This window comes from Micromonospora antibiotica (assembly GCF_017599305.1).
Taxonomy (GTDB): Bacteria; Actinomycetota; Actinomycetes; order Mycobacteriales; family Micromonosporaceae; genus Micromonospora; species Micromonospora antibiotica.
The window spans coordinates 1-22368 of sequence record NZ_JAGFWR010000011.1; the positions used below are offsets into that span (position 1 = coordinate 1).

General features: G+C 74.1%; 15 protein-coding genes. 5 read left to right on the forward strand and 10 right to left on the reverse strand.

Features of this window, described 5'->3' with window-relative positions; genetic code table 11:
* The coding region (locus JQN83_RS19140) for an acyl-CoA dehydrogenase family protein (RefSeq protein WP_208568509.1) at positions 1 to 489 on the reverse strand (489 nt) is incomplete at its 3' end.
* A 247-nt stretch (positions 490 to 736) separates the two neighbouring features.
* Between JQN83_RS19140 and JQN83_RS19145 the strand changes: the two genes are divergently transcribed.
* Together JQN83_RS19145 and JQN83_RS19150 are read left to right on the forward strand one after the other, a co-directional pair.
* Positions 737 to 2164 (forward strand): UDP-glucose dehydrogenase family protein, encoded by a 1428-nt coding sequence (locus tag JQN83_RS19145; protein ID WP_208568510.1) that lies wholly within the window; start codon positions 737 to 739, stop codon positions 2162 to 2164.
* Positions 2165 to 2319: 155 nt separating this feature from the next.
* Positions 2320 to 7212, forward strand: coding sequence for an SCO7613 C-terminal domain-containing membrane protein (locus JQN83_RS19150; RefSeq protein WP_208568511.1), 4893 nt, complete (start codon positions 2320 to 2322; stop codon positions 7210 to 7212).
* Between the two features lie 215 nt (positions 7213 to 7427).
* Here the strand turns inward: JQN83_RS19150 and purE are convergent, their stop codons facing one another.
* The 3 genes from purE to JQN83_RS19165 all read right to left on the reverse strand — a co-directional run bounded on the left by purE (position 7428) and on the right by JQN83_RS19165 (position 11302).
* Positions 7428 to 7919 (reverse strand): 5-(carboxyamino)imidazole ribonucleotide mutase, encoded by a 492-nt coding sequence (gene purE / locus JQN83_RS19155; RefSeq protein WP_208568512.1) that lies wholly within the window; start codon positions 7917 to 7919, stop codon positions 7428 to 7430.
* The gene (locus JQN83_RS19160) at positions 7916 to 9076 is read right to left on the reverse strand and encodes a 5-(carboxyamino)imidazole ribonucleotide synthase (protein ID WP_208568513.1); all 1161 of its coding nucleotides are present in this window, start codon (positions 9074 to 9076) and stop codon (positions 7916 to 7918) included. The genes purE and JQN83_RS19160 overlap by 4 nt, the downstream gene beginning before the upstream one ends.
* Before the next feature lie 189 nt (positions 9077 to 9265).
* A complete protein-coding gene (locus JQN83_RS19165; protein ID WP_208568514.1) occupies positions 9266 to 11302 on the reverse strand; it encodes a thioredoxin domain-containing protein in 2037 nt (678 codons plus the stop codon).
* A gap of 125 nt (positions 11303 to 11427) precedes the next feature.
* Here JQN83_RS19165 and JQN83_RS19170 point away from each other — a divergent pair, with 125 nt between their 5' ends.
* Positions 11428 to 12462, forward strand: coding sequence for a phosphatidylinositol-specific phospholipase C domain-containing protein (locus JQN83_RS19170; protein ID WP_208568515.1), 1035 nt, complete (start codon positions 11428 to 11430; stop codon positions 12460 to 12462).
* A 528-nt stretch (positions 12463 to 12990) separates the two neighbouring features.
* On the opposite strand, the gene JQN83_RS19175 is transcribed toward JQN83_RS19170, so the two are convergent.
* The 3 genes from JQN83_RS19175 to mca all read right to left on the reverse strand — a co-directional run bounded on the left by JQN83_RS19175 (position 12991) and on the right by mca (position 16923).
* Entirely contained in the window at positions 12991 to 15465 is a 2475-nt protein-coding gene (locus tag JQN83_RS19175) for a putative bifunctional diguanylate cyclase/phosphodiesterase (RefSeq protein WP_244252792.1), read from the reverse strand.
* Between the two features lie 242 nt (positions 15466 to 15707).
* Positions 15708 to 15992, reverse strand: coding sequence for a hypothetical protein (locus tag JQN83_RS19180; protein ID WP_208568517.1), 285 nt, complete (start codon positions 15990 to 15992; stop codon positions 15708 to 15710).
* A gap of 49 nt (positions 15993 to 16041) precedes the next feature.
* Positions 16042 to 16923: a mycothiol conjugate amidase Mca gene (mca, locus tag JQN83_RS19185; RefSeq protein ID WP_208568518.1), complete on the reverse strand. Its 882-nt coding sequence runs from the start codon at positions 16921 to 16923 to the stop codon at positions 16042 to 16044.
* A gap of 179 nt (positions 16924 to 17102) precedes the next feature.
* Between mca and JQN83_RS19190 the strand changes: the two genes are divergently transcribed.
* Together JQN83_RS19190 and greA are read left to right on the forward strand one after the other, a co-directional pair.
* Positions 17103 to 17537, forward strand: coding sequence for a DUF4307 domain-containing protein (locus JQN83_RS19190; RefSeq protein ID WP_208568519.1), 435 nt, complete (start codon positions 17103 to 17105; stop codon positions 17535 to 17537).
* Between the two features lie 153 nt (positions 17538 to 17690).
* Entirely contained in the window at positions 17691 to 18191 is a 501-nt protein-coding gene (greA, locus tag JQN83_RS19195) for a transcription elongation factor GreA (protein ID WP_208568520.1), read from the forward strand.
* A 75-nt stretch (positions 18192 to 18266) separates the two neighbouring features.
* Here greA and ilvA read toward each other — a convergent pair whose 3' ends face one another.
* The 3 genes from ilvA to JQN83_RS19210 form a co-directional block, all read right to left on the reverse strand.
* Positions 18267 to 19487, reverse strand: a complete 1221-nt coding sequence (ilvA, locus tag JQN83_RS19200) for a threonine ammonia-lyase (RefSeq protein WP_208568521.1) — start codon at positions 19485 to 19487, stop codon at positions 18267 to 18269.
* A 196-nt stretch (positions 19488 to 19683) separates the two neighbouring features.
* Positions 19684 to 21093, reverse strand: a complete 1410-nt coding sequence (locus JQN83_RS19205; RefSeq protein WP_208568522.1) for an amidase — start codon at positions 21091 to 21093, stop codon at positions 19684 to 19686.
* Between the two features lie 18 nt (positions 21094 to 21111).
* Positions 21112 to 22251, reverse strand: a complete 1140-nt coding sequence (locus tag JQN83_RS19210) for a cystathionine gamma-synthase (RefSeq protein WP_208568523.1) — start codon at positions 22249 to 22251, stop codon at positions 21112 to 21114.
* Positions 22252 to 22368: the final 117 nt, after the last annotated feature.

A 22368-nucleotide genomic window follows, 5' to 3' on the forward strand; every position in this document is an offset into this window, starting at 1 on the left:
GATCCACCGCTTCACCCCGTTGAGCACCCAGTGATCACCATCACGCACCGCCCGCGTCGTCATCGACGCCGCGTCACTGCCCGCCTCCGGCTCCGACAGACAGTACGAGAACATCCCCTCACCCGAGGCGACCCGGGTCAGGTAACGCTGCTTCAACTCCTCGGACCCGGCCAGGATCAACGGCATCGTGCCGAGCTTGTTCACCGCCGGGATCAACGACGACGACGCGCAGACCCGCGCGACCTCCTCGATGACGATCGCGGTGGCCAGGGCATCCGCGCCGGCACCGCCGTACTCCACGGGGATGTGCGGGGCGTGGAAGTCGGCGGCCCGCAGCGCGTCGTACGACGACTGGGGGAACTCACCGGTCTCGTCGGCCTCGGCCGCGTGCGGGGCCACCTTGGCGGCGCAGACGTCGCGGACCGCCTCGCGGACCGCGTCGTGCTCCTCGGGCAACCGGTAGACGTCGAACGTCTGCTCTGCGGCCATGTCGACCCTCCCATTTCACGGCTATCATGCGCAGTCTGTGACGTCCCTCAGGCCGCCGACTGCCGCGGTTGAAGAATAGCCATCGCGACCCCCGTCATGTTACCGACAGGTAGGATCACGCCGCACGGCCCCCGAGAGCGCACAACTACGCTGACCGAACGACAGGTTTTTCCATCGGTGCCCGGCCAGGCGCCGCAGCCGATTGCGACGCAGTGAAGCGCCGCCAGCGCGAGCGGAGAAGACAGGCGTGACGATCCCGTACCCGAACATCCAGCCGGCGCCGACCATCTCCCCGGTGACGCCCCCCTCGGGTGCGCCCCGCCCCCGGGTGACCTTCCTGGGCACCGGCTACCTCGGCGCGACGTACGCCATCTGCTATGCCGAACTGGGCTACGAGGTGCTCGGCTTCGACGTCGACGCCGACAAGATCGCCAAGCTGAACGCAGGCGAGGTGCCGATCCACGAACCGGGCCTCGACGAGCTGCTGCGGCGTAACCTGGCCGCCGGCCGGCTGCGGTTCTCGACCGACATCGCCGAGACCGCCGACTTCGGCGACGTGCACTTCATCTGCGTCGGCACCCCGCAGCGCGCCGACGGCATGGGCGCCGACCTGTCGTACGTCGAGGCGTCGGTGACCGCCCTGGCCCAGCAGCTGACCCGCAAGGCGCTGATCGTCGGCAAGTCCACCGTCCCGGTCGGCACCGCCGAGTGGGTGGAGCAGCTCGTCGGCAAGCACACCCCGACCGACCTGGGCGTCGAGGTGGCCTGGAGCCCCGAGTTCCTCCAGGAGGGCTTCGCCGTCGACGACGTGCTGCGCCCCAACCGGATCGTGGTCGGCGTCAAGAGCGAGTGGGCCAACGCCATGCTCTACGCCGCCCACAAGGGCGTCTTCGACCTGGCCGCCACCGAGGACCGGGAGGTCCCGCTGGTGGTCACCGACTTCGCCACCGCCGAACTGGTCAAGGTCGCCGCGAACGCCTTCCTGGCCACCAAGATCTCCTTCATCAACGCGATGGCCGAGGTCTGCGAGGCCAGCGGCGGCGACGTCACCCAGCTCGCCCGCGCCATCGGCTACGACCCCCGGATCGGCAACCGGTTCCTCCAGGCCGGCCTCGGCTTCGGCGGCGCCTGCCTGCCCAAGGACATCCGCGCCTTCCAGGCCCGCGCCCAGGAGCTGGGTGCCGGCGAGGCGCTGCGGTTCCTGCACGAGGTCGACCTGATCAACCTGCGCCGCCGCACCCGGGTCCTCCAGCTCGCCGCCGACCTGCTCGGCCGCCGCTCCGGCCCGGCCGGCCCGGACTTCTCCGGCACCCGCATCGCCGTGCTCGGCGCGACCTTCAAACCCAACACCGACGACGTCCGCGACGCCCCGGCCCTCGCCGTCGCCGCGCTGCTCGCCAAGGCCGGCGCCGACGTGCACGTGTACGACCCGCAGGGCACCGAGAACGCCCGCCGGGTCGCCCCGGAACTGGTCTTCGAGGACAGCGTGAACGACGCGGTCTCCGGGGCCGACCTGGTCTGCGTACTCACCGAGTGGGCCGACTTCCGCAACGCCGACCCGGTGGCCCTCGGCGAACTGGCCGCCGGGCGCAAGGTCGTGGACGGCCGCAACTGCCTCGACGCGGCACTGTGGACCCAGGCGGGCTGGGAATACCGGGGCATGGGCCGCCCCTGACGACGCCGGAACGCGTCGGTGCGGGAGGTGACACTCCCGCACCGACGCGTTTTTTGTGCCCCTAACGGAGCGGCAGGTGTCGAAATCCACGCCCGCTCAGGGCATGCTGCGTGGGGACGGCGTCCACAGTGCGGCCGGCCGGGTGGAGGGATGTCGTGGAGAACTTCCAGTGCTCCTCGTGCGGGCGGCAGATGAAGGCGGCGGCCCGCTGCCCCAACTGCGGGGCCGAGCAACCGCAGTGGCGCGAACACCTGGCCGACATCGAACGCTCCATCGCGGAGATGAAGGCACGCGACGCCGAGATCGCCCGCGAACAACGGCAGATCGCCGCGAAGATGCAGGCCGCCCTCTTCCAGCGGGACATCCTCGCCCACGCCGGTGACGAACGCGTCAAGCAGGCCACCCGCCCGCGCCGGGTGCTGCGCCGCAAGCCGGGCCGTCGACCGCCGACCGCCGCCACCGGAGCGCCACCCCGGGTGCCCCGGCAGGGCACTCCGGCCGGTCCGGACGAACCCCCGCTCCCACCGCCGTACCGGACCGCCACCTGGCTGGGCGCGGACAACCCGGAACACCCGGCCGAAGCCTCCTCCCGGGAGGTGCAGAACATCCCCCTCGGGCTGGGCGCACTGGTGCTGGCGGTGGCCGCGGTGGTCTTCGCCGCCGTCGCGACCAGCTCGATGGACGCCCTCGCCCGACTCGGCATCCTGCTGGTCGCCACCGTCCTGCTGCTGCTCGCCCCGCCGGTGCTGGCCAAACGGGGGCTGACCTCCACCGCCGAGACGATCTCCACGGTCGGCCTGCTGCTGGTGCCGCTGGCCGGGTACGCGCTGTGGGCGGTGGACCGGATCGGCGCGTCCGGCGCGGTCTTCTCCGGGATGATCTTCGCGCTGACCACCGGGGTCGCCCTCGCCTACGCCGTCGGCACCGGCCTGCGGGCCCCCCGGTTCGCGGCGGTGCTGGCCGCCCAACCCGTGGTGCCGCTGCTGGCGTACGGGTGGATCAGCGGCCCGACCGGCTGGGCGGTGGTGTTCACCGTGGTGGCCGTGCTCGACCTCGGGCTGGTGCGCTCCGGCATCATGCGGGAACGACCGGCCCCACCGGAACCCGCGACCGCCGGCACCACCGCCCCGCCCCGGCAGCGGGTCACCCCGGACGGCCGGCCGGAGGGCGCACCCGAGGAGACGGGCGAGATCCTCGACGGCTCGGCGGCCACCCCGACCGGGCCCGCCCGACCGGTACCAGGGCTGCCCGAGGCGACCTGGCTGCTGCACGGGGTGGCGGTGGCGCTCGCCCTGGCGTACGCGGTCACCGCCCTGCTGCGGGTGCAGACCGTACCGGCAGCCACCGGGGCGGGTGCGGCGCTGCTGCTGGCCGCGGCGGTGGCCCTGGCCGGCACCCTGCTGCTGCGCCGCCCGCCGCTGCCGGACGTGGGAGCCGGCATCCTCACCCTGGCCGTGATCGGCGCGCTCGGGCGGATCGCCTCGGTGGCCTTCCCGGACCGGGCGTTGCTGCTGATCGCCGCCGTCATCACGTTGACCGGGCTGGCCGTGCGGGCCGTACCGGAAGCAGCCCGGCGGGGGCCGCAGCTCGCCTCCGCCGCGGCGCTGACCGTCAGCGGCCTGGTGGTGGCCGGCGGTGCGCTGCGGGCCGGGCTGGCCCCGGTCCAGGCGGCGCTGCCGGCCTGGCGGGCCGACCTGTCCGCGTTCCCTGGCGAGGTGGCCGCGACGGCCGGGCCGTCCGCCGGGCAGCTCGCCGCCAGCGCCCTGCTGCTCACCGTCGCGGCGGTGCTGGCCCTGCCGCCGGAGATCCGCCGCGAGTTCGCGGTGGTCGGCGCGGGCCTGACCGCGCTGGCCGTACCCGCCTCACTGGGTCTGGGTTGGGTGGCGGCCCCCTGGCCGATGGTGCTGGCGGCGGTCGCGATCGGCGTCGCCGGGATCTCCGCCGGCACGACCCGGGCGGCCGTGGTGCACGCCGGCACCGCCACCGTCGTCGGGTTCGTCGGGGCCGGTGCCGCCCTGAGCCGGCCGTCGGTGGCTGCCGCCGCACTGGCCGTGCTGATGCTGGCGGGCGTACTGGTGGCGCTCGCGCCCCGGGTACGCATCGCCCCGGCCGCCGCCGACGTCCTGTCCGGGTGGGCGGCCGGTGGGGCGGCGTTCGCGCTGCCCGGCGCGGTCACCGCGTTCGTGGCGGCCACCGAGCCGTCCGGGCCGGCGCTCACCCCGGGGGTGCTGCGGGAACTGACGGTGCCGATCCTCGCGGCGGGCTTCCTGGCCGTCTGCGTCACCCTCGGCTACGCGGCGATGATGCAGGTGTCGCAGCGGCACCTGAGCCTGCCGCACGCCGTCGGCACCGGGCTGGGCGCGTTGGCGGTGATCGGGGCCGCCTTCTTCGCCCCGGGGCGCACCGCCGCCGACGCCTGGCTCGGTGGGCTGGTGCTGATCGCCACCCTGCTGCTGCTGTTCGCCGGCCGGATCGACGCGGGTCGGCGTTCCGACCTGGCGCTGGACGGCGCGGACCTGGCCGCCGCCGCCGTCACCGCCGCACTGATCGCCACCCTGGCCCGGATCACCGCGGTGATCTCCCCCGGTGGACAGCTCGCGGTCGCCGCCGTGCTGGTGCTGGTGGTCGCCGTCGCCGCCCGGGCGATGCCCGAGGAGTGGCGGCGCGGCCCGGTGCTCGGCATCGCCGTCGGTGCCGCCCTGATCGGGGTGCTGGCCGGCTGGTCCACGCTGCGCGGCGGCGTGGGTGTGCTGGCCACCCCCGGCCCCATCTGGGCCGGGGACCTCACCGCCTGGCCGGCCGCACCGACCGGTGGCTCGGCCTGGCAGGCACCGGTCGCGCTGGCGCTGCTCGCGCTCGCCGCCGCGATCCTGCTCCCCACCCCCTGGAAGTACGACGTGGCGGGCATCGGCGCGGTGCTCGCCACCATCGGCGTCCCGGCCGCCTTCGACCTGCCCTGGTGGTCACCGGTCCTGGTGGGGTTGACCGTCGCCACCGTCTTCGCCATGGCCGCCGTGGCGTCCGCCGACCCGCGCGCCGGGCTGTCCCGGGCCACCGTCGCCGGGGTGGTCGCGCTGCACGCCGCCGGAGCCGGGCTGGTGCGCCCGTGGACCACCGCGCTCGCCCTGGGCGGCATCGCGTTGATCGGTCTGGCCGTGGCGGCGGTCGCCCGGTCCGTCGCCCCCTCCCTGGTGGACGACGTCGAGACCGAGGGGATGCCGCCCCACCTGGTGCAGATCGGTGGCCTGGCGACCGCCGCCGCGCTGCTCACGCTCCCCGGTGCGGTGGCCGCCCTCGCCGCCGAGTTCGGCCACGGGCCGCAGGTGGTGCTGACCGCCGCGTTGGCCGCGTCCAGCTTCGGCCTCGCCGCCGTGGCCGCCGTCCGCCGCCAGGTGCCGCAGTACCTGCCGTACGCGAGCGCGGCGATCGCCGGCGGAGCCACCGTCAGCGCGCTGGCCGCCATCTTCGTCGACCTGCCGTCCGGGGTGTTCGCCGCCGCAGCCGCACTGCTCGGGGTGCTCGCCGAACTGGTCCGGGCGGCGACCGTGCCACCGGTCGGGTCCGCCCAGCCGACCCGCCGCTGGACGGTCCTGCTGGACGGGGCGCTGCGCCGGCTGCCCGACGACGGTACGCAACGACGCTGGCGGGTCGATCCCGCCGCCGGGGCGCTGGCCGCAGCGGCCGTGCCCACCGTGCTGGCCCTGATCTCCCTCGCACCGCTGCTCTTCGTGGCGCTGGTCGAGCCGCACCGGATGCTCGCCCACATCTGGCAGGGCCCACCGCCGCAGCTGCGCACCCCGCCACCGGAACTGGTCGACCCCACGCACGTGCTCACCGCGCTGCTGCTCACCGGCACCGCCGCGCTGGCCGCCACCGGCCTGTCCGGCGGGCGTCGGTCCCGGGCGGTTCCGGTGGTGCTGCCGGGCCTGGCGGTGACGCTGCTGATCACCCCGATCGCCCTGGGCATGGCCTGGCCGCAGAACGCCCTGGCCGCCCTCGCCGTATTCACCATCTCGATGCTGGGCCTCGCGTTGACCCCGCCACCCCCGCTGGCGGAGCGGGCCCGGTCGCTGCGGTTGGCCCGGGTGCTGGTCTTCGTCATCGGGCTGGCCGGCGGTGGCGCGGGGCTGGCCGGCAGTCTGGCCAGTGAGGGGCTGACCCTGTTCACCCTGGGCGGCGCCGTCGGCGTCGGGGCCGTCGCCGCGTTCTTCGGCACCACCGGGCGGGCCCGCATCCTCGGCTGGCTGTTCGCCTCGCTGATGGCGCAGCTCTTCGTGCTCACCGCCGGGCTGGTGGCCGGTTTCCCCGCCGTCTGGTCGGCGTTCGGGGTGCTCGCCGTGGGCGCGGCGTTGCAGGTGTTCGCCGCGACGCTGCCCCGGCTACGGCGGCCCGAGGCGCACCGGGAGGCCGCCACCGTCGAGTGGAGCGGGTACGCCGCCGCGCTCATCGCCCTGGCCCTGGCGTTCGACTCCCCCCGGCACATCGCCGCCCTGCTCGCCGCCTGGGGTGCCGTGCTGGGGGTGGCCGCCGTCCGGCCGGGCCGGCGACCGGTGGAGCGGCGGATCCTCTTCTGGGCGGTGGTCGCCTGCGAGATCGTCGCCTGGTGGATCCTGATGCGGGTCGCCGACGTGGCGCTGCCCGAGGCGTACACGCTGCCGTTCGCGGCGCTCGCCCTCCTGGTCGGCATGTTGGAGTTGCGCCACCGCCCCGACCTGTCCAGCTGGGTGGCGTACGGCCCGGCACTCGTCGCGGCGTTCGTGCCGACCCTGGCGATCGTGCTGGCCACCGACTCCAGCATGCTGCGCCAGGTGCTGCTGCTGCTCGGCGCGGTGGCGGTGCTCGTCTTCGGCTCGACCAGCCGGCAGCAGGCCCCGGTGATCGTCGGCGCGGCGGTGACCGCGATCGCGGCGGTACACGCCCTGTTCAGCCTCGGCCCGTGGCTGGTGCTCATCCCGGTCGGCCTGGTCCTGCTGGTGCTCGGGGCGAGCAACGAACGTCGCCGCCGCGCCCAGGACCGGCTCCAGACCGCCCTGCGCTCCATGAGATGAATCGGAGGGTCACGGCAGGGTTCGGACCGGTGGCTGGGCTGAGTGGGCCGGGTGGTCGCGGGCGTCCGGGTGGCGTGGCTTGCGTGACCGACTCAATTGGACGAGTTTGCGGTGTCGGCGACGACTGGATGCCGCAGTACCACCCCCACTGCGAAGGCAGCCCGCCCGGCAGCGTCGGGCGGGGCAGCCCGGGGTCGGTGGGGCGGATGCGTCGGTCAGGTCAGGGAGGCGCGGAGGGCGGCGTCCTTCTCGGCGACCAGGTCCTCCAGGTCGGCCTGGAAGGCGACCATCCGGGCGCGCAGGGCCGGGTCGGTGGCCGCGAGGATGCGGACCGCGAGCAGGCCGGCGTTGCGGGCGTTGCCGATCGACACGGTGGCCACCGGGATCCCGGCCGGCATCTGCACGATGGACAACAGCGAGTCCATTCCGTCCAGGTGCTTGAGCGGGACCGGTACGCCGATCACCGGCAGCGGGGTGACCGAGGCCACCATGCCGGGCAGCGCGGCGGCACCCCCCGCCCCGGCGATGATCACCTGAAGTCCCCGGTCGGCGGCGTCCCGGCCGTACTCGATCATCTTGACCGGGGTGCGGTGCGCGGAGATCACCGCCACCTCGTACGGCACCTCGAACTCGTCGAGCGTGTCGGCGGCGGCTCTCATCACCGGCCAGTCCGAGTCGCTGCCCATGATCAGCCCGACGGTGCTCACCCGTGCCCCTCCCGCAGCCAACGGGCGGCCCGTGCGGCCCGCGCCCGTACGTCATCCAGGTCGTTGCCGAGCACCGTGACGTGCCCGATCTTGCGGCCGGGTCGGACCTGCTTGCCGTACAGGTGGACCCGGGCACCCGGTTCGGCGGCGAAGAGGTGGTGCAGCCGCTCGTCGAGGGAGATCCCGCCCGGCTCACCGCCGAGCACGTTCGCCATCACCACCACCGGGGCGGTCAGCGCGGTGTCCCCCATCGGGTAGTCGAGCACCGCCCGCAGGTGCTGCTCGAACTGCGAGGTCCGGGCCCCCTCGATGGTCCAGTGCCCGGAGTTGTGCGGGCGCATCGCCAGCTCGTTGACGACCAGCCCGGTGTCGGTCTGGAACAGCTCCACCGCCAGCAGGCCGACCACACCGAGCGCGGTGGCCAGGTCGATGGCGAGCTGCTGGGCGGCGACCGCCAACTCCTCCGCCAGGTCGGGGGCGGGGGCGAGGACCTCGACGCAGATCCCGTCCCGCTGCACCGTCTCCACCACCGGGTACGCGGCGACCTGCCCGAACGGTGAGCGGGCCACCTGCACGGCCAGCTCCCGGCGCAGCGCCACCCGCTCCTCGACGATCAGCGAGGTGCCCCCGGCGAGCAGGGTGGCGGCCAACTCGGCGGCCTGCCCGGCATCGTCGACCAGCCACACGCCGCGCCCGTCGTAGCCGCCCCGGGCCGCCTTGAGCACCACCGGCCAGCCCTGCTCCGCACCGAAGGCGAGCAGGTCCGCAGGGGCGTCCACCGGCCGCCACGCCGGGTTGGGTGCGCCCAACCCGCCGAGCCGTTCCCGCATCACCCGCTTGTCCTGGGCGTGCAACAACGCCTCGGCCGGCGGGAAGAGCTTCACGCCCTCGGCGGCGAGGGTGCGGATGTGCTCCGTCGGGACGTGCTCGTGGTCGAAGGTGACCACGTCGCAGCCCTTGGCGAAGGTGCGCAGCGCGGCGAGGTCGGTGTGGTCGCCGTACTGCACGTCGGTGGCGACGAGCGCGGCACCGTCGTCGGGGGCGAGCGCCAGCACGCGCAGTGACTGGCCGAGGGCGATGGCGGCCTGGTGGGTCATCCGGGCCAGTTGGCCGCCACCCACCATGCCGACGACGGGCAGACCGGTACGGGAATCCATAGCGCCACCAGCCTATCCGGGCCGCAGCGCCGGCCGACCCGAGGGCCACCCGTCCCTGGCCGGTGGCCGTCCACCCGCCAGCCCGGAGCCCGGGCGGACCGGGGTCAGGTGGATCATCGGCCGGGAACGGCCGCCGGACGACGCAGGCCCGTCCGGCAGCCGACGGCCCGCCGGGGCAGGGCGGATCAGTCAGGTGAGCTGGGCGACCAGGTCCTCGACCGAGGTCACCGGCCGTTGGCAGACGAACCCCCGGCAGACGTACGCGGTGGGCCGCCCGTCGACCAGCGGCCGGTCGGCGAGCAGCGGCACCCCGGGCTGGTCGGGCCGGCCGGCGACCACCACCGCACCGGGTGGGGCGTGCCGGTGCGCGGCGGCGACCAGCGGGTCCCCGGCCGGGTCGTCGGTGACCACCGCGATCTCGTACGGCCCGGACAGCAGCGCCTCCCCGGCGGACGCCGCGTACCCGGTGAACCGGGCGTGCCGGCCGACGATCGGTGCGACGGTCGACAGGGCCGCCTCCGCCGCCTCCCGGTAGCGGGTCTCCCCGCTCAACGCCGCGTACGCGGTCAGCGCCGCCACGATCGCCGACCGGCCCGACGGGGTGGCGTTGTCGGTCGGGTCGGCCGGCCGGGTGACCAGCCGTTCGGCGTCGTCGGCGGTGTCGTAGAAACCGCCGTCGGAGGCGGCGAACCGGGCCAGCGCCACATCCAGCAGGCCACCGGCCAACTCCAGCCAGCGTCCCTCGCCGGTGAGCTGGTGCACCGCGCAGAACGCCTCGGCCACGCAGCCGTAGTCCTCCAGCACACCGGCCGGCTCGCCGACCGTCCGGTCCCGGGAGGCCCGGCGGAGCCGGCCGTCGACCAGGTGCACGCCGGCCAGGTGTTCGGCGGCGTCGCGCAGCGCCCCGTCGGCGACGATGGCGACCCCGTCCATCAGGTTGGCGTCCTCGTCGTCGGGGTCGGCGTAGAGCGCGGCGACCTGGACGAACTCGACGAGCGCGGTGACCGCCAGGCCGTTCCAGGCGGCCACCACCTTGTCGTCGCGGGCCGGTTGGGGGCGGGTGTCCCGGACGGCCAGCAGGCGGCCCACCACGCTGCGCCACCGGGCCCGGATCTGCGGGTCGGCGTCGTCGACGTCCCGGGCCAGCCGCAGCACGCTCGTGCCGTGCTCGAAGGTGCCCGCCCCGGTGACGTCGAACAGGTCGGCGGCCCAGCGGCCGTCGTCCTCGCCGAGCGCCTCGACGAGCTGGGCCGGGGTCCAGGCGTAGGTGAGGCCCTCCACCCCGTCGGTGTCGGCGTCGAGCGCGGAGGCGAAACCGTCACTGGGGCGGTGCAGCTCGTCGGCGAGGAACCGGGCGGTGTCCCGGGCCACCCGACGGGCCAGCCGGTCGCCGGTGAGCCGCCACAGCTGGGTGTAGACCCGCAGCAGCAGGGCGTTGTCGTAGAGCATCTTCTCGAAGTGCGGCACCGTCCAGTGGGCGTCCACCGAGTAGCGGGCGAACCCCCCGGCGAGCTGGTCGTACAGGCCGCCCCGGGCCATCGCCTCGGCGGTGTGCCGGACGATCTCCAGGCTGCGCGCCGACCCGGTGCGCCGGTGGTGCCGGAGCAGGAACAGCAGGTTCATGTGCGGCGGGAACTTCGGTGCGCCGCCGAAACCGCCGTTGGTCTCGTCGTACTCGGTGGCGAGTTGGGTGGCGGCGGCGTCGAGCAGGTCGGCGGTGAGCGGGGCGGTGGGGCCGCCGACGGCCTGGGCGCCGCCGATCGCCTCGACCACCGCCGCACCCTGCCGCAGTACGGCCTCCCGCTGCTCCCGCCACGCGGTGCCCACCGACTCCAGCAGCCGGACGAAGTTGGGCTTCGGGAAGTACGTGCCGCAGAAGAACGGGGTGCCGTCAGGGGTGGCGAAGACCGTCATCGGCCACCCGCCCTGGCCGGTCATCGCCTGGGTGGCGGTCATGTAGACGGCGTCGACGTCGGGCCGCTCCTCCCGGTCCACCTTGATCGCCACGAAACCGGCGTTGACCAGCGCGCCGACCGTCTCGTCCTCGAACGACTCGTGGGCCATCACGTGGCACCAGTGGCAGGCGGCGTAGCCCACCGAGATCAGCACCGGGACGTCCCGCCGCTTCGCCTCGGCGAACGCCTCGTCGCACCACGGCCACCAGTCGACCGGGTTGTCGGCGTGCTGGAGCAGGTACGGCGAGGTGGCCTGGGCGAGTCGATTCACCCGACGACCCTATCCACCCCCGGGCGCACCCGTCCCGCCGAAACCGGGCCTTCCCCCGTTCACATTCATCGTCTTTGATCTGTGCGGGTGCGGTGATCGGCACCGGCCCGCGAGGAGGTACCCCCATGCGCGGTTCCCGTCTCCTGTCGGCGCTCACGTCGGTCGCGGTGGCCACAGCGGTGTTCAGCACCGCCGCCCCCGCCTCGGCCGCCGTGGACCCCGGCACCCGGGTCTCGGCGACCACCGTGGTCGGCACGCACAACGCGTACGAACGCGGGACGTACACCTATCTGGCGCAGGCGCTCGACGCCCGCCCCGGAATGATCGAACTGGACGTCTGGCCGGACATCATCACCAAGCAGTGGCGGGTCAGCCACTCCAACCCGCTGGGCAACGACAACAACTGCGTCGCCGCCAGCACCCCCGCGCAGCTCTACACCGGCACCCGCAACAAGAACCTGGAGCACTGCCTCGACGACATCCGGCTCTGGTTCGACGCCCACCCCGACGCCGGGCCGCTCCAACTCAAACTGGAGCTGAAGACCGGCTTCAGCAGCCGTACCGGGCAGGGGCCCGTCCAGCTCGACGCGGTGCTCGCCGCCCGCCTCGGCAGCCGGGTGTTCCGCCCCGCCGACCTGCGCGGCGGGTACGCCACCCTGGACGCCGCCGCCCGCGCGAACGCCTGGCCGACCCGGGCGCAACTCGCCGGCAAGGTGATCGTGGAGCTGATCCCCGGCACCGTCGAGGAGGGCAACCCCACCGACACCCTGTGGACCGACATCGAGTACGCCCAGTACCTGGCCGGCCTGGCGGCGGCGGGCACCCTCGGTCAGGCGCAGGCGTTCCCGGCGGTGCACCGGGCCCAGTCCGGCGACCCGCGCAGCCGGTACGCCGACACCAGCCTGCGCCCGTGGTTCGTCCTGTTCGACGGCGACGCGTCGGCCTACGTCACCGGCGGGATCGACACCTCCTGGTACGACACCAACCACTACCTGCTGGTGATGACCGACGCGCAGAACGTCCCCCCGGCGGTCGGCAACACCGATCCGGTGGCCGCCCGCGCCCGCCTCGCGCAGCTCGCCGCCGCCCACGCCAGCGTCGCCTCCGCCGACTGGGCCGCACTGCCGGCGGTGGTCGGCGAGGTCCTCCCCAGAGGCTGACCCGCCCACCGCCAGGATGGCCCGCGTTCCGACGTAGGCACGCGGGCCACCCCGTCTCCGCCCCGCCGGCCGCCACCCCGCTCCGCCGCTCCGCCGCTCCGCCGCTCCGCCGCGCCGCCGCGCCGCCGCGCCGCCCGCCGCCCGCCGCCCGCCGCCCGCCGCCCGCCGCCCGCCGCAAGATCGTGCTCGATCCTGGTTGTAGTGGCCTCAGAACCCGCCGAGACCACTACATCGTGGATCGAGCACGATCATGCCGTCGCCACACGCCGAGGACGGGCTTCGCCACACACCCGAAGACGGGCGTCGGCACGCCCCCGAGGACGGACGTCGCCACACCCCGAGGACGGGGGTCGCCACACGCCCGAGAACGGGCATCGCCACACCCCGAGGACGGGGGTCGCCACACGCCCGAGAACGGGCATCGCCACACCCCGAGGACAGGCATCGCCACACACTTGAGGACGGGCGTCGCCACACGCCCGAGGACGGGCGTCGGCACGCGCCCGAGGAGGGGTGGGGGTTGTGGGGTCAGGAGGCGCCGTCGGCGCGGAGGGGGAAGACGTTCGACTCGGCGGAGTCGCGCAGCGAGCCGAGCACCGCGCCGATCTTGTCGGCCGGCATCGGCTTGAAGAAGTGGTAGCCCTGGGCGGCGGTGCAGCCCAATGCCACCAGTGCGGCCCGCTGCTCAGCCGTCTCCACGCCCTCGGCGACCACCCGCAGCCCCAACTCGTGGGCGAGGCCGACGGTGGCCCGGACGATCGCCGCCGCCTCCGGTGAGTCGGCCATCCGGATCACGAAGGACCGGTCCACCTTCAACTCGTCGACCGCGATCCGGGTCACGAACGACAGCGACGAGAACCCGGTGCCGAAGTCGTCGACGGCCAACTGGACGCCCATCGACCGCAGGTTCGCCAGCACCTCGTCGATCACCTCCAGCTCGCTCATCACCACCGTCTCGGTGATCTCCAGGACCAACCGGTGCGGCGGCACCTGGTGGCGACGCAGGGCGTCGGCGATCTCCGCCGGCAACCGGGGGTCGAGCAGGCTGCGGGCCGAGAGGTTCACCGAGATCGGCACGTCCAGCCCGTCGCGGGCCCACTCGGCGGCCACCGACAGCGCCTTGTCCAGCACGTACCGGGTGAACGTGCCGAGCTGTTCGCTGTTCTCCACCGGGCGGATGAAGTCGGCCGGGCTGAGCCAGCCCCGCCGGGGATGCCGCCAGCGGATCAGCGCCTCCACCCCGGTCGGTGCGCCGGTGGCCAGGTCGACCGCCGGTTGCAGGGCCAGCACCAGCTGGTCGTCGGCCTGCAACGCCTCCCGCAATTCGGCCAGCAGGGCCAACTGGTCGGTGCTGGCCGCGTCCCGGGTGCTGTCGTACGCGGCGACGCTGCCGCCGCCCTCCTTCGCCTGGTACATGGCGATGTCGGCCCGGCGCAGCAGCTCGGTCAGGTCGGCGGTGCCCGCACCGGCCACCACCACCCCCACCGACACCTCGACCGACATCCGCACCCCGGCCACCTCGGTCGGCGCGGCCAGCCGCTCGGCGATCTCCCGGGCCTGCCGCAGCGCGTACGCCATCGGGGCGGCCCGGTCGCCGATCACCGGGACCGACGTCAGCAGCAGGGCGAACTCGTCGCCGCCGAGCCGGGCGAGCAGGTCGCCGGGGCGGGTCAGGGTGCCCAGCCGGTTGCCGGTGAGCCGCAGCAGCTGGTCGCCGGCCGCGTGCCCGAGGGTGTCGTTGACCTCTTTGAACTGGTCGATGTCGAGCAGCAGCAGGGCCACCGGATGATCGTGGACGAGCTGCCGCAACGCCTGGTCGCCCTTGGTCAGCATGGCCGTCCGGTTGACCAGCCCGGTCAGCGCGTCGTGCACCGCGTCGTACGACGAGCGGGCGCTGACCAGCCGCAACTCCCGATGGGTCGCCGCGTCGTGCAGCGCGGCGGCCAACGCGTCGGAGTAGGCGGCCACCGCGTCGCGTTCCCGGTCGTTCGGCGGCCCGGTGGAGGGGAACCGGACCCGCAACTGTCCGACCTGGACGTCGCCGACGACGAGCGGCCGGACCAGTTCGTGGGTGTCCACGGTGGCCCCGGCGGGTGGCCCGGTCTCCCGGTCGGCCACCTGCCCCGAGGCGTCGCCCCGGTAACGCCGCCAGCGGCCGTCACCCCGGGCCACGTCCACGTCCACCAGTTCGGCACCGAAGAGGGCCAGCGCGCCGGTGACCGCCGCCGTGGCCACCCCGCGCTCGTCGAGCTGGTTGAGCGCGGCGGTGGCCTCGGCGAAGGCCCGCCAGGTGCGCTGTTCCTGGTCGGCGCGCAGCCGGTGCCGGTAGGTCTGCTGGAGCAGCCAGAGCAGCGGTGGGAGCAGCAGCAACCAGCGCGGGTCGACCTCCAGCAGGGCCACCACGACCAGCCCGACCACCACGTTGCCGACGAACATCAGCACCTTGCCGCGCAGGGCGACGAGCAGCGCCGGACCGACCGCCACGCCGTGCCGCAGGGCGAGGGTGGCCCCGCCCAGCCCGGCGGTGGTGAGCAGGTAGGTGACCGCGCCGGCGACCAGGGCGGGCACGAGGGCCGGGGTGGGGCCGGCCAGCAACGGCTGACCGAGGGCGGTGGCGACGGCGACGGCGAGCGCGGTGGCTGCGGTCAGCGAGGCGGCGATCCGCAGCAGCTCCACCGGGGGACGGCGGTCGGCGGCCAGTGACATGGTCGTCCAGGCCACACCGGTGCCGAGCAGCGCTGCGGCCGGCAACCAGCCGGCTGGCGCGAGATAGAGGCAGACGATCAGGGCCGCCTCGCCCCAGGTGATGCTCACCATGCCGGTGGCGGTGCGGAACCGCAACCGGGCGAGTTGGGACATCGCGAACACGGCGACGACGATGCCGAACCGGGCGACCGCGGGGAGCGGGTCGTCGGGCGGCAGGACGGTCGGCAGGCGCAGGCCGAGCGCCACCGCCACCAACGCGGTCAGGGTCACGGCGAGGGTGAGGACACGTACCCGCAGCGGGGTGTCCGGCGGCTCCGGCCCGTCGTCGGACGCGCCGGCCCTGCCGGAGGTCACCGCCCGGCTCCGTCCGCGGGGCCGTCGACGGCGCGACGGACGGACGCGGCTACGACGGTCATGGCACCCCCTCCCGCGCACGGCTCAGGGACTTTCGTCCCCCGGCGGAAGGCTAAGCCAATCCGGGTGGCCGCAACAGGGGTCGACGACCCTGATAAGCGTGATTCACGCCCCCGTCATCCCACTCAGGGCTGCTGGTGGCCGCTCGGCAGGTTCGTACGTGATTCCTGCCCGGTCGTCCCGTCCGACGGACCGGTGGCCGACGAATCGGTCCGGTCGGCCCCGACCGGGCCGCCCTGCTGGGGGAACCGCTCGGGCAACCGGCGCAGCCGGGAGTTCATGTTGCGGATCAGCAGCACGGTGGCGGTGCCGAGGAGCAGGATGAGGAACAGGCCCATCGGCCCGGCCAGACCACCCGTGCGGGTGTCCCCGAAGTTGTTCTCCGCGAGCACCTGGACAGTGTTGAGCATGGCATTTCTCCGATGTGCGGTGGAGTGTCAGCGTAGCCCCGGCCGCCGGTCACCCGGCATGGGCGGCTTCCCGTACCCCGGCGAACAGGTCGGACTCGGGCAGCGGGGAGTCGACCGTCGAGCGGGCGAGTTGGAAGTCCTCCGTCGGCCAGGCGTGCTGCTGGACCTCCATCGGCACGTGGAACCAGAAGCCGTCCGGGTCGACCTGGGTGGCGTGGGCGCGCAGCGCGTCGTCGCGGACCGGGAAGTATTCCGCGCACTGCACCCGGGTGGTGATCCGCGCACCCTTGTCCGGCCGCTCGTCCCAGCGCTTGAGCCAGTCCTCGTACGGTGAGGGGAGGCCTGCGGCCAGCGTGCCCTCGTGCAGGGCCAGGATCCTGCCCTTGGAGAAGCCGATGTCGTAGTAGAGCTTCAACGGCTGCCAGGGGGCGCCCAGCTCCGGGTACCGGGTCGGGTCGCCGGCCGCCTCGAACGCGGCCACGCTGACCTTGTGGCACATGATGTGGTCGGGGTGCGGGTAGCCGCCCTCCTCGTCGTACGTGGTGACGACGTGCGGACGGAACTCCCGCATCAGCTTGACCAGCGGCCCGGCCGCCACCTCGACGTCCTGGAGGGCGAAGCAGCCCTCGGGCAACGGCGGCAGCGGGTCACCCTCGGGCAGGCCCGAGTCGACGAAGCCCAGCCAGGCCTGCTCGACGCCGAGGATCGCCCGGGCGGCGTCCATCTCGGCCCGCCGGATCTCACCGATGTTGGCCCACACGTCGGGGCGGTCGAGCTTGGGGTTGAGCACGCTGCCGCGTTCGCCCCCGGTGCACGTCACGACCAGCACGTCCACCCCCTCGGCGACGTATTTCGCCATGGTGGCGGCACCCTTGCTGGACTCGTCGTCCGGGTGTGCGTGCACGGCCATGAGCCGCAGCTTCTCTGCCAACGTGGGCGCTCCTCGTCTGTGCCCGCCGGCGGCCCGGTCCGGGTCGCTCGCCCGACCCGCCGCGGTGACCTGTCGGCGCGGCTGCCGACCTGCCGTTCCGGGCCCGGCCCCGGGCTGGGAAGATGGACCCTGTCATTCTTGCCGACGCGACCGACAACAACGCCAGGAGATGCCCGCCGGTGACCGAGACGCACGCCACAGTTCCCTCGGCCGCGCCGGTGTTCCCGCCCGGCCGGTACGGCCGCCGGCGGGAGCCCGGGCGTCGACGCCCGGCGCTGAGCTGGGCACTGGTGGCCGTGCTGATCGCCGGGTTGGTCCTGGCCGCGACGCAGCTCTACCAGCGCTACGGCGACCCGGAATACCGGCCCGAGGTGATCACCTACACCGATGCCAGCGACACCGGCGTGCGGGTCGACTTCCGGGTGACCGTGCCCGAGGGCGGCTCGGCGGTGTGTCTGGTGCGGGCCCGCTCGCACGCCGGCGTCGAGGTGGGGCACGAGGAGGTCACCGTGACCGCGTCCCCCGGCCAGCGGCACGTCACCGCCCGGCACCGGGTGGCGACCACCGAGCGTCCGTTCATCGGCGAAGTGGTCCGCTGCCGTCCGGCGGGCTGAACACCACGGTTGACCAGGGCGCGGCGACGCCACGGCGGGCGGGCGGCACGCTGCTCCCACCCGACCGGCTGATCAACGACGCCCACACGTGCCGGCCACTGGTAGGTTGGTAAGTCACCTGTCAGCCAGCACGCACATCCGAGGAGTACGCCTGTGTCCACCAATGACAACAAGGCGCCCGCCACCTGGCTGTCCCAGGACGCGCACGACCGCCTCCAGGCCGAGCTCGACGAGCTGATCGCCAACCGGCCGGTCATCGCCGCCGAGATCAACGCCCGGCGGGAAGAGGGCGACCTGCGGGAGAACGGTGGCTACCACGCCGCCCGCGAGGAGCAGGGCAAGGCCGAGGGCCGGATCCTCTACCTCAAGGAGCTGCTGCGCACCGCCCAGGTGGGCGAGGCGCCGACGGCCGACGTGGTGTCGCCCGGCATGGTCGTGACGATCTACTTCGACGACGACAAGGACGACACCGAGACGTTCCTGCTCGGGTCGCGGGAGATCGCCGCCACCACCGACCTGACGGTCTACAGCCCGGAGTCGGCGCTGGGCAGGGCCATCCTGGGCGGTCGACCCGGCCAGGCCTGCACCTACACCGCGCCCAGCGGCGCGGACATCAAGGTGACGATCGTCAGCTTCGAGCCGTTCTCCGGCTGAGCCGTACCGCCGCCGGGTCCGCGCGACCCGACGACGATCCATCGGTACGCACGAGGCGTGGCACCCGCCGGGGTGTCACGCCTCGGTCGTCAGGACCACCTGGTAGCCACTGGCCCGTAGGGCACTGATCAGGGTGTCGGAGTGCTCGACGCCCCGGGTCTCCACCGACAGGGCCACCTCCACCTCACCGAGCCGCAGGTGCGGATTGGCCCGCTGGTGTTCCACGTCGACCACGTTCGCCCGGTGCCCGGCGATCTCGGTGAGCAGTAAGGCGAGCTGACCCGGCCGGTCCGAGCAGCGCACGGTGACCCGCAGGTATCGGCCCGCTGCGGCGAGACCGTGTTCGATCACCCGCATCATCAGCAGCGGGTCGATGTTGCCGCCGGAGAGCACCGCGACCGTGGGGGTGTCCACCTGCACGACGCCGGCCAGCAGCGCGGCCACCCCGACCGCACCGGCCGGCTCGACCACCTGCTTGCCCCGCTCCAGCAGCATCAGCAGCGCCCGGGAGATGTCCTCCTCGCTGACGGTGACCATCTCGTCGACGAGCGTACGGACGTGACTGAAGGTGATCTCACCTGGCCGGCCGACCGCGATGCCGTCGGCGATGGTGGCGAACGCCGGCAGCCGGACCGGTTCCCCGGCGGCCAGCGAGGGCGGGAACGCGGCGGCGCTGGCCGCCTGCACGCCGATGATCCGCACGTCGGGTCGCAGCGCCTTCGCGGCCACCGCCATCCCGGAGATCAGGCCACCGCCACCGACCCCGGTGATGATCGTCCGGACCTCGGGGCACTGTTCGAGGATCTCCAGGGCGACGGTGCCCTGGCCGGCGATCACGTCCGGGTGGTCGAACGGGTGGATGAACACCGCGCCGGTGCGCTCGGCGAAGGTCTGCGCGGCCACCAACGACTCGTCCACGGTGTTGCCCACCAGCTCGATGCGGGCGCCGTACCCCTTGGTGGCGGCCACCTTGGGCAGCGGGGCGTTGACCGGCATGAAGACGGTGGCGTGGGTTCCGACCAGGCCGGCGGCGAGGGCCACCCCCTGGGCGTGGTTGCCGGCACTGGCCGCGACCACACCCTGCTCCCGCTCCTGCGCCGACAGCCGGGAGATCCGCACGTACGCGCCGCGCACCTTGTAGGAGCCGGCGCGCTGCATGTTCTCGCACTTGAGCCAGACCGGGCCGGCCAGCGCCGCGCTCAGCGGCCGGGACGGCTCCAACGGGGTGGTCCGGGTGACCCCGGTGAGCAGTTCCCGGGCGGCCCGTACGTCGGCGAGGTCGACCAGTTCCGTCATGCCCCGATCGTGCCACCCGCCCCCGGCGGCACCGGCGGCGACACCGCCCGCCACCAGCGGCGACGACGCGCTCACCGACCGCTGGTGGTCTCGCCGGGGTCAGCCGGCCGACGACCCGGACCAGGTGGGCCCGCCCGGCACCGACGGCCCGGCACGGGACGGTCAGGCGGACGGGTCAGGCGGGCAGGCGGACGGGTCAGGCGACTGCCGGGGAGCCCGTGTCGACCCGGGGATAGCCGGGGGCGTGCCGGGTCCAGGGGGCCTGCATCTCGAACTGCCCGGCGACACCGAGCAGCAGCAGTTCCGACCCGGGCGGGCCGACCAGTTGCGCGGCGACCGGCAGGCCGTCCGGGCGGCGGCCCACCGGCACCACGATCGACGGCAGGCCGGCGACGTTCCACGGGGCGGCGAACGGGGCGTACCGGATGCTGGTCCTCATGTTCGCCAGCCAGGACCGGCCGGACCAGGCGGTGGCCTCCGGCGGCGGCCCGGCCAGCGCCGGGGTGAGCAGCAGGTCGACCGCGTGGTCGGTGAAGAAACCGACGGAGCGGTCGCGCCAGGCGGCCCGGTCGGCCTCCCGCACGTACCCCCGGCGTTGCGCCCACTCCCCCAGCGCCACGTGCCGGCGGCTGCGCCGTTGCAGGCCGCGCCGGTCGATGCCGGCGGCCCGCACGTCCGCTGCGGCGGCGGCGAGCCAGGTGGCGATGCCCTGCAGGCCGAGCGAGGTCGGGTAGACCGGGTCGGCGGGCACGGTGTCGTGGCCGGCGGCGGCGAGCAGCCGGCCGGCGGCGGCCACCGCGTCCCGGTTGGGCGCGTCCGGCGACACACCGCGCACCGGCGAACGCAGCGACACGCCGACCCGCAGCCGGGGCGGCGGGACCAGTTTGTCCGGGCGACGCCCGGCGAGCACCTGGAAGCCGACGGCGGCATCGGCGACCGTGGTGGTGAGCATGCCGTGCTCGGTCAGCCCGAACCAGTCCTCCGCGCCGAGCTGGCACGGGACCACACCCCGGCCGGGCTTGAGCCCGACCAGGCCGCAGCAGGCGGCCGGGATGCGGATCGAGCCCAGCCCGTCGTTGCCGTGCGCGATCGGCACCAGCCCGGCCGCGACCGCCGCGGCGGCCCCGCCGGAGGACCCCCCGGGGGTACGCCGCAGGTCCCACGGGTTACGGGTGACGGCGGTCGCGTCGTCGGTGATCGCCCAGAGTCCCAGCTCCGGCATCCGGGTCACCCCGAGGATCACCGCACCCGCGCCGCGCAACCGGCGCACCACCTCGTGGTCGGCCTCCGCCACCGGGGTACGCGCCACGACCGACCCGTTCCAGGTGGGCAGGCCGGCGACCGGGGTGTTCTCCTTGACCGCCACCGGCACCCCGGCGAGCGGGAGGTTCGCCAACTCCTCCTGCTCGTCGACCTTCTCCGCCTCGGTGATCGCCTCGCCGCCCCGGACCACCCGGAACGCGGAGAGGGCGCCGTCGACCCGCCCGACGTGGTCCAGGTGGTCGGCGACGACCTGGGTGGCGGAGACGTCGCCCCGGCGTACGCCCCGGGCGATCTGCTTGGCGGTCGCCCCCACCCAGGTCGGCATGATGTCCTGCACGGCCACCTTCTCCCCAGCCCGCGGTCAGCCCAGCGCCTGCTCCAGATCGGCGAGCAGGTCGTCGACCGTCTCGATGCCGACAGACAGTCGCACGAGATCGCCGGGAACTTCAAGCGGCGAGCCGGCAGCACTTGCGTGTGTCATCCGACCCGGGTGCTCGATCAGGGACTCCACCCCGCCGAGCGACTCGGCGAGGACGAACAGCCCGGCCCGGTTGCAGACCTGCACGGCGTGTTCCTCACCCCCGGCGGCCCGGAAGGAGATCATCCCGCCGAACCGGCGCATCTGCTTGGCGGCCACCTCGTGTCCGGGGTGCGACGGCAGGCCCGGGTAGATGACCTGGGCGACCTTGGCGTGCCCGTCGAGGAAGGCGGCGATCCGTTCGGCGTTGTCGCAGTGCCGGTCCATCCGTACCCCGAGGGTCTTGATGCCGCGCAGGGTCAGCCAGGCGTCGAACGGGCCGTTGATCGCGCCCATCGCGTTCTGGTGGTAACGCAGCTCGTCGCCGAGGGTCGGATCGGCGACGATCAACGCGCCACCGACCACGTCGGAGTGCCCGCCGACGTACTTGGTGGTGGAGTGCACCACCACGTCCGCGCCGTGCGCGAGCGGCTGCTGCAGGTACGGCGAGGCGAACGTGTTGTCGACCGCCAGCAGCGCCCCGGCCTCGTGCGCGATCCCGGCCAGGGCGGCGATGTCGGCGATGCCGAGCAGCGGGTTCGTCGGCGTCTCCACCCAGACGATCTTCGTCTCGGGGCGGATCGCGGCCCGGACCGCGTCGACGTCGGAGACCTTCGCCGGCGTGTACGTCAGCCCCCACCGCTCGGCGACCCGGGCGAACAGCCGGTAGGTGCCGCCGTACGCGTCGTCGGGGATCACCACGTGGTCGCCGGGCGAGCAGACCGTCCGCAGCAGGGTGTCCTCGGCGGCCAGGCCGCTGGCGAAGGCGAGCCCGACCCGACCCCCCTCCAGCGCGGCCAGGCACTCCTGGAGCGCGTCGCGGGTGGGGTTGCCGGAGCGGCTGTACTCGTAGCCCTGCCGGGGCGCTCCGACGGCGTCCTGGGCGTACGTGCTGGTCTGGTAGATCGGGGGGATCACCGCGCCGGTGCGGGCCTCCGGGTCCTGGCCGGCGTGGATGGCGAGCGTCTCGAAGCCGTGACTCATCCCGCAGACGTTAGTCCGCTCCGCCCCGCCCGCCGGGCGGAACCCACCCCCGCTCATCCCGCGCCGCGCCCCGGCGGCGTCCGCTCCGCGTGGTGGGCGGGCGCGCAGGGCTTTAGG